Source organism: Pseudomonas sp. Y5-11, from assembly GCF_022368695.1.
GTDB lineage: Bacteria > Pseudomonadota > Gammaproteobacteria > Pseudomonadales > Pseudomonadaceae > Aquipseudomonas > Aquipseudomonas parakoreensis.
Map to the genome: position 1 here is coordinate 1,765,517 of NZ_CP058974.1, position 12,925 is coordinate 1,778,441.

The 12,925-nt window shown below is 57.8% G+C and carries 9 protein-coding genes, 1 other RNA gene and 1 pseudogene; 3 read left to right on the forward strand and 8 right to left on the reverse strand.

Annotated elements, in window-relative coordinates:
• The first annotated feature begins 450 nt into the window (after nt 1-450).
• Both HXW87_RS07705 and HXW87_RS07710 read left to right on the forward strand, forming a co-directional pair.
• Complete coding sequence (locus HXW87_RS07705; protein ID WP_239778706.1) at nt 451-948, forward strand: hypothetical protein; 498 nt, start codon at nt 451-453, stop codon at nt 946-948.
• Between the two features lies 1 nt (nt 949).
• Nucleotides 950-1,312, forward strand: a complete 363-nt coding sequence (locus HXW87_RS07710; RefSeq protein WP_239778707.1) for a hypothetical protein — start codon at nt 950-952, stop codon at nt 1,310-1,312.
• A gap of 580 nt (nt 1,313-1,892) precedes the next feature.
• Here the strand turns inward: HXW87_RS07710 and HXW87_RS07715 are convergent.
• From HXW87_RS07715 to HXW87_RS07750, 8 genes and pseudogenes are all read right to left on the reverse strand, one after another.
• A pseudogene (locus tag HXW87_RS07715) lies at nt 1,893-3,149 on the reverse strand (integrase domain-containing protein).
• A gap of 188 nt (nt 3,150-3,337) precedes the next feature.
• Nucleotides 3,338-3,727: a transfer-messenger RNA gene (ssrA, locus tag HXW87_RS07720) on the reverse strand.
• A gap of 97 nt (nt 3,728-3,824) precedes the next feature.
• On the reverse strand, nt 3,825-4,103 hold the full coding sequence (locus tag HXW87_RS07725) for a hypothetical protein (RefSeq protein WP_007961392.1): 279 nt from the start codon (nt 4,101-4,103) through the stop codon (nt 3,825-3,827).
• 129 nt (nt 4,104-4,232) lie between these two features.
• Nucleotides 4,233-7,043 carry an FAD-binding and (Fe-S)-binding domain-containing protein gene (locus HXW87_RS07730; protein ID WP_239778708.1) on the reverse strand — a complete coding sequence of 937 codons (2,811 nt, stop codon included), beginning with the start codon at nt 7,041-7,043 and terminating at the stop codon, nt 4,233-4,235.
• Nucleotides 7,040-7,711 (reverse strand): lactate utilization protein, encoded by a 672-nt coding sequence (locus HXW87_RS07735; protein ID WP_239778709.1) that lies wholly within the window; start codon nt 7,709-7,711, stop codon nt 7,040-7,042. Before HXW87_RS07735 ends, HXW87_RS07730 begins: the two co-directional genes overlap by 4 nt.
• Entirely contained in the window at nt 7,711-9,165 is a 1,455-nt protein-coding gene (locus HXW87_RS07740; RefSeq protein WP_239778710.1) for a LutB/LldF family L-lactate oxidation iron-sulfur protein, read from the reverse strand. Before HXW87_RS07740 ends, HXW87_RS07735 begins: the two co-directional genes overlap by 1 nt.
• On the reverse strand, nt 9,162-9,986 hold the full coding sequence (locus tag HXW87_RS07745) for a (Fe-S)-binding protein (RefSeq protein WP_239778711.1): 825 nt from the start codon (nt 9,984-9,986) through the stop codon (nt 9,162-9,164). Before HXW87_RS07745 ends, HXW87_RS07740 begins: the two co-directional genes overlap by 4 nt.
• 150 nt (nt 9,987-10,136) lie before the next feature.
• The gene (locus tag HXW87_RS07750) at nt 10,137-11,831 is read right to left on the reverse strand and encodes a lactate permease LctP family transporter (protein WP_121183642.1); all 1,695 of its coding nucleotides are present in this window, start codon (nt 11,829-11,831) and stop codon (nt 10,137-10,139) included.
• Nucleotides 11,832-12,092: 261 nt separating this feature from the next.
• On the opposite strand from HXW87_RS07750, the gene HXW87_RS07755 reads away from it, so the two are divergent.
• Nucleotides 12,093-12,860 (forward strand): GntR family transcriptional regulator, encoded by a 768-nt coding sequence (locus HXW87_RS07755; protein ID WP_025110467.1) that lies wholly within the window; start codon nt 12,093-12,095, stop codon nt 12,858-12,860.
• Nucleotides 12,861-12,925: the final 65 nt, after the last annotated feature.

Here is a 12,925-nt window from a genome sequence, read left to right on the forward strand (position 1 = left end):
AAAAACCGCAGGGTGAGAATGCCGCCAACTGGCTACCGACTCCGAAGGCGGTTGCTACGTGTTGTTACGCCTGTACCAACCTTCAGAGGACGTGCTCTCGGGCAAGATGCAGCTACCGCAGTTGAACAAAGTCGACTGATTCTCGGTGGCACTGGATTGAGCCAAAAGCCAATAGAAAGGACTGACAGTTCGCTATTGGCCGATTCTCGCCTGTCACGACCGGCAGAGAGCGGCCAAATGCTGCCCGTCGTGAGGTGTAGCAAGCTACCAACAAACCGTGACCTACCCCAACTTACAATGTTAGGCGAGAGTGCTGGTGAATGAGCTGAAAACTACCGTATGATCCTATATGGCAATAAGTGAAATCATTGCTGCCCATGGATGAGTTCTATCGCTCGCCTTTAAAATTATAGCGATAAAACACCACAACCTACTACGCAAGATAAAAACATGCCATTAAGAAGTATAAATCACCCAGTGCTTTACTCAACAATGACTGCGCTAGCCTACAATATAAATATGCAGTATTATGGCGGACTGCATTATATGTGGTGCACTCCGTATTTTGGTTCTGACTATAAGTCTCCGCATTTTACCGTTCCACCCAGCTCTTCTCCTCTTGAAATATATAATACGCTAAACAAAGAAATTGATGCAGCCGATCTTCATGGCACAAAAATAAAACTTAACCGCATGGGAATCCGTAAAGGTGCCACTCTCATGGAAAAAATTGGAAGAATAACAAAAGACCAGCTTAGTGACATTATTGCAATTTCAAAGACGGCTCAACCGCAACAATTTAAGCCGATTCTATGCGTAATCTCAAGGCTTGAAGCAGTATCTTACGCTCAAAAAGTTGCAATAAAGAACAAGGCAAACCCATTATCCCACGAATACATAGTTGCAGATCTTCCCCAATCTGCATTTGACCTGATAAGGATAGGCTGAAATGAAAGATATTCGCGCGATTATCGCCACAGCATCGATTAGTGATGCTCGTGACGCCCTTTATTATGTCAGTCGATATCTCAAGCAAGCACCATCATTCTCTGAATATGAAAAAGATATATATGAGGATGGCGATAATAGTCAGCCAAGTGATGAGGTTCGTGAATTAACCAGAGCGCTTATACTATTCATCGAGAGTGTAGCGCAAAAACATGCGGAAGACTTCGATGATGAAACATATATGGAGTGGTTTGATCAGATTGCTACCATAGAAAAGGAACTTGAACCCGAGCCGTCAGAAGAGGAAATCATTAGAGCTACAGATTTTATCGAAAAAATGCTAATACCAACTATCAAGACATAAACGCCGTCAGCTATTCCTCGTTGCCTGCTTTCCAGGCTGGTAACGAGGAGCGAGTCTCTCCAGTCGCTCCATTATTTCAGAAGCAATCATTTAACTAACTTCGGGTAAGTGCGTATCTAGGTTTCTGTTTTTTGAATAACTCAAAGTTTTATAGGCACATCTGTATGGCCGCTTTTAGCCGATTCTTGCCTGTTGCCACCGACAGCTATGGGGCGGTTGCAGTCTTTCAGTGCTTGGCTGACGCACTCGCGGCTGAGTGGCATCCGCTGACATCCATCAACTGCAAACGGTTGGTCAGCGCGAGTGCCAATGATTGGTCAGTGGCAATGCCTTTAGGTGGTCAAATGAGATGTAATTACGCAGAGCCCATGCGAGTGGGAATGCGGAGCTTTCCCGCTCGCGTGGGCTTGGCCGAGAAAGCCCCAAGAGGGAGGCTTGCAACGGCGACAGTCGCCACTTCTGTCGCCACGCTGCAAACCAGGTGTTACGCGGGTTGTCGCCGGTGTCGCCGGTGTCGCCAAATCAACCATCACTCCATCTTGGGAGTCATTTTCGGTTACCTGCGGCGTTCGGTGAGCGCTCACCGTATCGGCACGACGTTATGGTCCCTGGTTTGATTGATCGCAGATGCCGACCGGTTGCCAGTGGCCGCTTTCTGGATGTGCTCACTCCACCAAACCATCATCGGACGCCGGCGCTCGATGTAGTCCGCTCGGTTGTAAGCGCTTCGGACTTCGTCCTTGTCGACATGCGCCAGTGCGACTTCGATTAGCTCCGGATCCCACCCATGTTCGTTCAGGATGGTGCTGGCCATGGAGCGCATGCCGTGGCTGACCAAGCGGTCCTGAAAGCCCATGCGTTTCAACGCCATGTTGGCGGTCTGACTGTTGGCGTGGGTGCGCGGGTTTCTATCTGCCGGGAACACGTATTCCCTGTGGCCGCTGTGGAGCTTGAGCGTCTCCAGTAACGCGAGTGCCTGTTCGGTCAGTGGGACGGTGTGCGGACGACGCTTTTTCATGCGCTCCGGAGGGATGGTCCAGATGCGTTTGTCGAAGTCGATGTCTGCCCATCGGGTGGTAGCCGCTTCGGCAGGGCGGGTCATGGTGTGCAGTTGCCATTCGATCAGGCAGCGGGTGATCCGCTTGATGCTGGCGTTTGCGATTTCGATCATGAGCTCGGAAAGCTCATCGGGTCGTAGCGCGGCCATGTTCTGTTTCTTGGGTTTCTTGAATACTGCGCGAATGCCACTGAGGGGGTTCGCAAAGATCAGTCCTGAATTGACCCCATAGGTCATGATCTCGTTGAGCCGTTGGCTCAATCGCTTCACTGTCTCGAGGCTGCCTTTTGTCTCGATTGGGCGAAGCAGTTCGATGACCATTGGTGCGCTGATTTTTGAAAGCGGCGTTGTTTTCAGGTCTGGAAATACATGCAGCGTGAGCGATCGCCAAATGTCCTCGGCGTAGGCCGGAGTGACTGAGTCTTTCTTGAGCTCGAACCAGGCGGTGGCCACGTTCTCGAAGGTGTGTTCCGTTTCTGCGCGCTTGGCTTCATTCAGCGTATTGCGCTGCACCTTCGGATCGATGCCTTGGGCGAGCAGCTCGCGCGCATCGACTGCCTTCTTTCATGCGTTCGCCAGTGACAGTTCGGGGTAGGTCCCGAAGCCGATGTTGATGCGCTTTTTGGCTACCGGTTCGCGGTAGTTGAAATTCCACAGCAACGAGCCGTTGCTGCGTACACGGAGCTGCAAACCGTCACCGTCGGTGAGGACATAATCCTTGGACGCGGGTTTGACTCCCTTGAGCTGTCGATCGGAGAGGCGGAGGTTTTGAGCAGGCATGAGATTGTCCTCAGGCACTGATTCGGTATTCCAAAGATTAGCACCGGATGGGCTGGAATACCGTTTGGAATACCCGAATGGCTGGAACTCAAAAAATCTCAGAAGACCGCAAAAGCGCTGGAGGCCGCGTATTTACTGGATCTCAGGCACAAAAAAAAGACGTCCGTGGACGTCTTTGATTGATCATTTGGTGGAGCCGGGGGGATTTGAACCCCCGTCCGCCAGTGCTCCGCTGTCGGTACTACATGCGTAGCCGTGTCTATTAAGTTAACCCTCAGCGACCCGACGGGCAGGGTGCTTTGGGCGAGTTGTGTAAGTTTTAGCCGCTTCGTCCACAACGTACTGCACGGCGATTCTGTTCTATATGACAATCATTTCGGGTTTACAGACATCCCCTGATGATTGCTGGGCCCGAAGGCACCAGGAGTGCATGTCAGCTGCAATTAAGCAGCGAGAGCAGCACCGTATTGGTCGTCATTGGCAACTATAAGAAGTTGCAACAGTGGATTTACGACTTCTGTTACCAAGTCGGCATGCACCTAAAGTTTCGTCACCGGCGTCGAATCCTAATCGGCCCCGAACTCATTGCCTCGTACATCAGGTGAGGCAACAAGCCTGTGCAGTGTACGCCAAACGGCCGGCAAGGCCAACCCGAAGGTTGGCCGAGGCCTTGAATCAGTTGTTGGTGCCGGTGGATTTACGCAGTTCTATGATGGTTTGCGAGGTTTCCGCTACGCAGTCATCAATCTTGCCCTGGGCTTTCAGCGCCTGTGCCTTGCTCACACTGGCTTCGGCACGCTGACTGAGTTCCGGGTTCGCTGACAGCTGCCCCTTGGCGTTGTTGATGGTCTGGATATTGGCATCGCACAGGTCGGCGGGTTTGTCGGCGGCGAACGAGGTGGAGGCCATCATCGAGGCAGTAACGAACAGACCTAACAGTACAGAACGTTTCATGTGTATCTCCTTGAACTGAGGGATCCAGACTGCGCTGGCCGTCAGGACGGGCAACCGATGGGAGGAAAAGCCCCGTTTTCCGGGGCCTGTTCTGTGGACTACGGTCGCACGCAAGGGTTCTATTTTTCTTCAGCAGGCCTTGGCCCGGGTCACTCGATCCACCAGATAGACCAGTCCGTGATAGTCGATGCCGCCGTGTTGCGTCAGGCCGATCTCACAGGTGCGGCTGGTGGAAATCCCCTCGCTGCAATGCTGCACTGCATCCTTGAGGGTGCGCAGCGAATGACTGTTCAGCTCCGGCGTGGTGAAGCCCTTGTCACCGGCAAACCCGCAGCAGTGAATGCCTTCGGGGATAACCACGGTCTTGCTGCATTTGCGCGCCAGATCGATCAGCGCCTGGCTCTCGCCCAGATGCTGGGTGCTGCAGGTCACGTGAACCGCAATCGGTGCCTCTTGCGGGGTGAACTCCAGTCGATCGAGAAGGTGCGTACGAATGAAGCGCACCGGGTCGTACAGATCCAGGCGAACATTTCCCACGTCCTGCACCAGGCGCAAGGTGCACGGGCTGGTGTCGCAGTAGATCGGATCGAGCCCGCCACGACTGGCATGGAGGAGGGCGCTGATCAGTTCCTGACGTTTGTGTTCGGCCTGCTCGGCGTAGCCCTTGGAGGCAAACGGCTGACCGCAGCAGAGGTTGTCCTGATTGTCCGGGATCACCACTTGGTAACCGGCCTTTTCCAGTAGGCCACGGGTTTTGTCGTACAGCGACATCTGTTCCTTGTCACCCGCCGCCGGGCCCATCACCCGCGATACGCACGCCGCCAGATACACCACCCGCGGACGCTCATCCGACACACTCGGGTTGAAGCGAATGGCTTTTTCCGGTTGCGGCATCGCGTTGGTCCACAGCGGCACCTGGCCCTTGGACAAGCGCGTCAGGGTTGCCGACAGCTTCGCCAGACGCGGTGCACCGAGCAGCATCCGTGCGCCATTGGCCACGTGCAAAGTGAAACGTGCACCTTGCAGGGTCTTGGCGAAATTTCCTTCGATCCAGTCAGCGGTTTTCTGATGCGTCGCGTGTCGGCCGCGAAGCTTTTTCACCAGTTCGCCGGTATTGATGCCCACAGGGCAACGCTGAGCGCACAAACCGGTCGCGGCGCAGGTCTCGATGCCTTGGTACTCGTAGGCCTTTTCCAGCTCGATGGTGTCGACGCCGGCGCGTTTTTTCGCCTGAATGTCACGCCAGATGACGATGCGCTGGCGCGGGCTGAGGGTCAGGCCCTTCGATGGGCAGACCGGTTCGCAGAAGCCGCATTCGATGCATTTATCGACAATCTCGTCCGCCGCTGGCAGCGGCTTGAGGTGCTTGAGGTGGATCTGCGGATCTTCGCTGAGCACCACGTCCGGGTTGAGGATGCCGTTGGGGTCGAGCAGGCGTTTGAGCTGCCACATCAACTGATACGCATCGCTGCCCCATTCCAGCTCAACGAACGGCGCCATATTCCGTCCGGTGCCGTGCTCAGCCTTCAACGAACCGCCGAATTCCACCGCCACCAGTTGCGCCACGTCGTCCATGAACGCTTGATAGCGTGCGACTTCTTCCGGACTGTTGAAGCCTTGGGTGAAGACGAAGTGCAGATTGCCCTCCAGCGCGTGTCCGAAAAGGATTGCTTCGTCGTAGGCATGTTTGTCGAACAGCTCGATCAGGCGGTTGACGCCGATCGCCAGTTGCTCGACCGGGAAGGTCACGTCTTCGATGATCACCGTGGTGCCGGTTTTACGCACGGCACCGACGGCGGGGAAGGTGTCCTTACGGATGGCCCAGAGCTTGGCGTTCTCGGCCGGGTCTTCGGTGAAATCGACCTGTTTTTCCACCGGGAAACGGGTCAGCGAAGCCATGATCTGCGCCAGTTGTTCCTGCAGCAAAGAGGAAGAGGCGGCGCGGGATTCGATCAGCAGCGCGCAGGCATTGTTCGACAGGTGTTGTACGAAATCCGGCATGCCGGGTTTGTCCTGCACCGAGCGCAGGCTGCGTCGGTCCAGCAGTTCCACCGCTGATACCGGTTGGTTTTTCAGCACCGTGACCGCGTTGCAGCAGGTTTCCACATCCGGGAACACGATCAGCGCCGAGGCCTTGTTCGGGTGATCGATCACCGTGTCGTAGGTCACCGCGCTGATGAAGCCAAGGGTGCCTTCAGAACCGACCAGCAGGTGGCTCAAGATATCCACAGGCTCGTCGAAATCCACCAGGGCATTGAGTGACAGGCCGGTGGTATTTTTCAGACGGTATTTGTGGCGGATTCTCGCCGCCAGTTCGGCATTGGCGCGGGTCTCACGGCCCAACGTCGCCAGGCGCTCCAGCAGTTCGCCGTGGCTTTCGCGAAAAGCGGCGACACTGGCTGCGTCTTCGGTGTCGAGACGGGTGCCGTCGGCGAGTACCAGGCGGATCCCGGCCAGTGTGTGATAGGTGTTTTGCGCGGTGCCGCAGCACATGCCGCTGGCGTTGTTGGCGACGATGCCGCCGATTTTACAGGCGTTGATCGATGCCGGATCCGGGCCGATCTTGCGCCCGAACGGTGCCAGCCACGCGTTGGCCTGCGCGCCAATCACGCCCGGCTGCAGGCGGATTTGCAGGCCTTGATCACGAATCTCGCGAGCGTTCCAGTTATCCCCCAGCACAATCAGCACCGAATCGCTGATCGCTTGCCCGGACAAACTGGTGCCGGCGGCGCGGAAGGTCACCGGGACTTGATCGCGCTGGGCCAGTTTCAGCAGCGCTACCACTTCATCTTCGGACTCGACGCGGATCACCAGTTTGGGAATCAGCCGATAAAAACTGGCGTCGGTGCCGAAGGCCAAGGTCGACAGCGGATCGTCGAAGCGGCGCTCCGCTGGAATCAGTTGCTGCGCATCACGCAGGAAATTCACCGGAAGCGTCATTGGTCCTCCAGGATCAGTACCACCAAGTCTTTCGGGCCGTGAGCGCCGTAGGCCAGCACTTGCTCGATGTCGGCGGTTTTCGACGGGCCGGATACCAGCAGCGCGTTGGTCGGCATGCCTTGGGCCCACTCGAATTCCTGTTGCACTTGATAGAAGTTGTCACGGATTTCGCTGGCCTTGAGCAGGGCGAAATGCACCGGCGGCACCAGGCTCATCAGTCGCGGCTCTTCACGGGTTGGCCAGAGAATCAGGCTGCCGGTGGCGGCGATGGCGCCGAGGGTGCCAGTGAGGCTGGCCGGGGTGTCGTTGAACAGCTCGGCTTTCCATTCTTCCATCGGGCGGTTGTAGGACTTCAGCGTCGGCAGATCAGGATTATTCGCCCAGTGTTGTGAGATGCGCTGCCCGTGAGGCGTCGTCGGTGCGATCAGCAGGCTTGGCAGTTGACGGTCACGCAGCAATTGCGCGAGCAGCGTCGGCCAGTCTGCGCCGGTAGTCAGATGGATTTCGGTGTGTACCGCTTCCATCAGTTTGCGCAGCCGCGGGATGCGTTGCTCGGCGCTGTAGGTGTATGGCTGCGTCACCAGATCGACGTCGAAGTCGTCGGCAATCGGTGTGGTGCCGGTCAGACTTTTCCGCAGCTTGGCGAGGATATTTTGCTTGGCGCTCATCAGCGGTCTCCCTGTTTGGCCAGATGCTCGCGGGCCATGTCGTGCAGTGAGCGGGCGGCGGGTTTGGGTGCGCTGTGGTTTTGCGTCCACGGGCCGACATTGCTCGGGGTCAGGGCACGCAGGCGCGTGGCGAAGAACCCGAACAACCGATACAGCGTCGGCGAGCTGTTGAGTTTCGCCCAGGCGTTCCAGATGAAGCGTTCCTTGCGCGAATACTTGCTGCCCTGGCCGCGCATCACTTGGTGTGGAGCGTCCGGGGCTTTGACGTTTTCTTCGCGCAATCGGCGCAGAATTGCCGGGATCGGAATTTTCACCGGGCACACTTCACCGCAGGCACCGCACAACGACGAAGCGCTCGGGTGATCCGGGACTTTCGCCAGACCGACCATGTGCGGGGTGATGATTTTGCCGATCGGTCCCGGATAAACCTCGCCGTAAGTGTGACCACCGACGCGGGTGTAAACCGGGCAATGGTTCATGCACGCGCCACAGCGGATGCAGTTCAGGGTCTGGCGCAGTTCGCTGTCGGCAAAGGCCTGGCTGCGACCGTTGTCGAGCAGGATCAGATGCACTTCCTGCGGGCCGTCGAGTTCATGTTCCTTGCGCGGGCCGGAGATCATGTTGACGTAGGTGGTGATCGGAATGCCCAGCGCCGAGCGGGTCAGCAGCGACAACAGCGGCACCACGTCGCGCAGGTTTTCCACGACCTTTTCGATGCCGGTGACGGCGATGTGCACCGGCGGCACGGTGGTGGTCATGCGCCCGTTGCCTTCGTTTTCCACCAGCAGCAGGGTGCCGGTTTCAGCCACGGCGAAGTTGACGCCGGAAACGCCGATGTCCGCTTCGAAGAATTTCTGCCGCAGGACTCTGCGACCGATCTGAATGAGTTGGTCAACGTCCTTGGTGTACTCCACGCCAAGTTTGTCGTGGAACAAGGACGCGACCTGACCGGCATTCTTGTGGATCGCCGGCATAATGATGTGTGAAGGCTTCTCGTGGTCGAGCTGGACGATGTATTCCCCCATGTCGGACTCCAGGCATTCAACACCTTGAGCCTCGAGGAAATGGTTCATCTCCATCTCTTCGCTGACCATCGATTTGCCCTTGATCACTTGCCGCGCCTCGTGAGCGCGGATGATCGAAAGGACGATGCCATTGGCTTCGTCCACCGTTTCCGCCCAGTGCACTGTCACACCGTTGCGGGTCAGGTTCTGTTCCAGTTGCTCGAGCAGGTCGGGCAACTTGGAGAGCGCACGCGCCCTGATCGAGTTGCCCAGGGCACGCAAGTGTTCTCTTTCGTGGGCATCGCTGAACGCCGCTGCCCGCTTGGTCATCAGTGAATCCATGGCAGTACGGAAGTTGTTCCGTAACTGCTGATCACCCAAGGCGTTGTGCGCCCGGGTGCGGAAGTCTTCTTCTACGGCAACCGTAGGAATAATCGTCGAGGTGCTCATTGCGCACCTCCGGTTCGTTGCCACAGAAAGCTGGCGAGATGTTGCCCGCGCAGCGCTTCTTTTTGTTTCTCCAATGCGCCGTTGATGTTCATCAAACAGCCACAGTCGGCGCTCAACACTTTGTGTGCGCCGGAATCCTTCAACGCTTTGGTCTTGTCAGCCACCATCGCGCCGGAAATGTCTGGCATACGGACGCTGAATGTCCCGCCGAAGCCACAGCATTCGCTTTCGTGATCGTGGTTGACCCGTTCCACGTTGCTCAACTGCGCCAACAGCTCGCGGCCGTGCAGGTGGGTGTTCATTTCGCGACGTGCCGAACACGAAGTGTGCAGCGCCACTTTGACCGGTTCGCCGCTGTCCTTTAGCTGCACCTTGCAGACAAGCAGCAGAAACTCAGCCAGTTCATAAGTGCGGGCCGCGAGGGCCTGTACCTGTTTCAGCGTTGCCGGCTCGTCCTTGAACAAGTCGGCGTAATGCTCGCGCAGCATGCCCGCGCAGGAACCCGACGGCACCACCACCGGACAATCCCCGGCAAACAACGCCAGCTGAGCGCGCGCGACCGTCCGCGCCTGCTCGGTGTAACCCGAGGTGTAGGCCGGTTGCCCGCAGCAGCTCTGCCCTTGCGGGTACTCGACGCGGATGCCTTCGCGCTCCAGCAAATGGATCGCGTCCATCCCGGCTTCGGGGTAGAACAGGTCGACCACGCATGTGCCGAACAGGTAGACCCGCGACGGTTTCTCGCTGGGGTATTGCCGAGGTTCAGGCAGTGGCGGTGCGACGCGCGTGGCGTTGGGCACAGCGTTGTAAAAAAGCTCGCTCATCAGGCGTGTCTCCGGGTGGGCCCGGTTATCCGTCTGTGGCGGCTGCTGAATATAAAGCGCCTTGCTTTCAGCAGCCTTACAGACCGGGTGGTGAGTTGCTGACGCCGGAATCACGAACCGGCGTCGGTTATTTCCGTTTTGTTTATAGGATCAGTGCACCAGCATGCCGGTGAACCAGTAGGCCTGGGCCAGGGTGATCAGGCCGACAATCGTGGCAAAGAATAGGCTGTGCTTGAGGGTGAAGCGGAACAGATCCGATTCCTTGCCCACCAGCCCGGTCGCAGCGCACGCCACGGCAATCGACTGTGGCGAGATCATCTTGCCGGTCACGCCGCCGCTGGTGTTGGCTGCCACCAGCAAGGTGTCGTTGACGCCGATCTGGTGTGCGGTGGTCGCCTGCAATGAACTGAACAGCGCGTTGGACGAAGTATCGGAGCCGGTGAGGAACACGCCCAGCCAGCCAAGGAACGGCGAGAAGAACGGGAAGGCTGCGCCGGTCGCGGCCAGGACCAGCGCCATGGTCGAAGACATCCCCGAGTAGTTGGTGACGAAGGCGAAGGCCAGCACCATGCCGATCGACAGAATAGGCCAGCGCAGTTCGTAGAAGGTCTCTCTCAAAGTGGTCAGACCAGTTTTGAAGTTGATCTTCAGGACCAGCATCGAGATCAATGCCGAGAAGAAGATCGCTGTGCCGGTCGCGGAAATCGGGTCGAGTTTGAACACCGCCGGAATCGCAGTCGGCGTGGCCACGATCGGCGCGGTCTTGATCACCAGTTGATCCAGGTGCGGGATGGCGAAGTTGAATACCCAGGCGTACATCGAACCGCCAGCGGCGAACATGGCTTTGAAGGGTTTCAGCGTCCAGATGGTTACCAGCACGGTGAGGATCAGGAACGGCGACCAGGCAATGAAAATTTCCCAGAGGCTGTAAGGCGACGCCACGGTGCTGCGTTTCTGGCCGAAACCGCCAGCGCTGGCGGTTACCACCGAGGCCGACACGGCGCCGGCGATGTGCTGACCGGCGGCGCGTTTTGGTTGCCAGACTTTGAGGAACAGGGTCAGGGAAATCAGGCTGGCCAGGGCTGAGGTGATGTCTGGCAGCTCCGGGCCGATGAAGTTCGAAGTGAAGTACTGGGTCACGGCGAAGCTCAGGCCTGCAACCAGCGCTGCCGGCCAGGTTTCACGCACACCACGCAGGCCGTCCATCATGAACACCAGCCAGAACGGTACGAACAGCGAGAGCAGTGGCAGTTGGCGGCCGGTCATGGCGCCGATCTTGAACGCGTCGATGCCAGTCACCTGACCGGCCACGATGATCGGAATCCCCAGTGCGCCGAACGCCACCGGCGCGGTGTTGGCAATCAGGCACAGGCCGGCGGCGTACAGCGGGTTAAAGCCGAGACCGACCAGCAGCGCGGCGGTAATGGCCACTGGCGCGCCGAAGCCGGCGGCACCTTCGAGGAACGCACCGAAGCAGAAACCGATCAGCAACACCTGCAGGCGCTGGTCGTCAGTGATCGACAGCACCGAACTGCGAATAACCTCGAACTGACCACTCTTGACCGTCAGTTTGTAGAGGAACACCGCCGCGACGATGATCCAGGCAATCGGCCATAGACCATAGGCAAAGCCGTATCCGGCAGCGGCGAAAGCCATGTCGACCGGCATGTGAAAGGCGAAAATCGCCACGGCAATCGACAGGGCGAGCGTGATGCTGCCGGCCACATGACCCTTGAGGCGGAACACCGCCAGAGCCAGGAAGAAGAAAACGATGGGGATGACGGCCGCGAGTGCGGAGACGCCGAGACTGCCGAGCGGGGTATAGAGCTGTTGCCAGGTTTGCATATGGGGTGGCCCCTAATTGTTGTTGGTCAGGCACTGTCAGCGTTCTTGGTTAATTGGTAATACCAATTTACAATCGCTGTTGGCTAGGGTAAAAGCCTTGATGTCGGTGTGTCAATTTGTCGCCCTGAAACTTTTGTCGAATAAGCGGTGCAGAAGGCATCTGATCCGGTCGGGCAAATGTGCTCTGACAGGTGTCGGCGGGGCGCCGATAGGCCAGAATAGAGAGCCCGGCGAGCGGTCGGGATCGTGGAGAAATGAGTTATGGGGTTTGATCAGATTCGTCAGCGCCGTTTGTCTGACGATATTGTCGAGCGCCTCGAGGGGATGATCCTTGAGGGCACGCTGAAGTCCGGCGAGCGGCTTCCGGCTGAGCGCGCCTTGGCCGAGCAGTTCGGCGTGTCGCGTCCGTCGTTGCGTGAAGCGATCCAGAAACTGGCGGCCAAAGGCTTGCTGGTCAGTCGCCAGGGCGGCGGCAATTACGTGGTGGAAACCCTCGGATCGACCTTCAGCGACCCCCTGCTATTGCTGCTGGAGAGCAACCCCGAAGCACAGCGCGATTTGCTGGAGTTTCGGCACACTCTGGAGGCATCGTGTGCCTATTACGCAGCATTGCGCGCCACGGATGTGGATCGTGAGCGCCTGACCGCAGCGTTCAACGAGCTGCAGGATTGCTACACGCGGCATGACGAAGTGAGCCGGGTGGAAGAGGGCGCGGCGGACGCGAAGTTTCACTTGGCGATTGCCGAAGCCAGTCACAACGCGGTGCTGCTGCACACCATTCGCGGGCTTTTCGATTTGCTCAAGCGCAACGTGGTGACCAACATCGGCGGCATGTACAAGCAGCGCACGGAAACCCGCGACATGCTGATCTCTCAGCACCGGGAGCTGTATCTGGCGATTATTGAAGGTCGGGCGGAGCAGGCGCGGGAGGTTTCCAGTCGGCACATTCTGTATGTGCAAGAGGTGCTGGAAGAGGTGCGGCAGGAAGTTCAGCGCATGGCTCGGGCGGAGCGGCGCAAGGGAATGTAGCTTTTAGAAGCAAAAAGATCGCAGCCTTCGGCAGCTCCTACACAGGAATGTGTCTTTCCCTGTAG

Coding starts and splice junctions, on each gene's coding strand:
- HXW87_RS07705 (WP_239778706.1), top strand. CDS start 451: ATGCCATTAAGAAGTATAAATCACCCAGTGCTTTACTCAACAATGACT.
- HXW87_RS07710 (WP_239778707.1), top strand. CDS start 950: ATGAAAGATATTCGCGCGATTATCGCCACAGCATCGATTAGTGATGCT.
- HXW87_RS07725 (WP_007961392.1), bottom strand. CDS start 4,103: ATGAAACGTTCTGTACTGTTAGGTCTGTTCGTTACTGCCTCGATGATG.
- HXW87_RS07730 (WP_239778708.1), bottom strand. CDS start 7,043: ATGACGCTTCCGGTGAATTTCCTGCGTGATGCGCAGCAACTGATTCCA.
- HXW87_RS07735 (WP_239778709.1), bottom strand. CDS start 7,711: ATGAGCGCCAAGCAAAATATCCTCGCCAAGCTGCGGAAAAGTCTGACC.
- HXW87_RS07740 (WP_239778710.1), bottom strand. CDS start 9,165: ATGAGCACCTCGACGATTATTCCTACGGTTGCCGTAGAAGAAGACTTC.
- HXW87_RS07745 (WP_239778711.1), bottom strand. CDS start 9,986: ATGAGCGAGCTTTTTTACAACGCTGTGCCCAACGCCACGCGCGTCGCA.
- HXW87_RS07750 (WP_121183642.1), bottom strand. CDS start 11,831: ATGCAAACCTGGCAACAGCTCTATACCCCGCTCGGCAGTCTCGGCGTC.
- HXW87_RS07755 (WP_025110467.1), top strand. CDS start 12,093: ATGGGGTTTGATCAGATTCGTCAGCGCCGTTTGTCTGACGATATTGTC.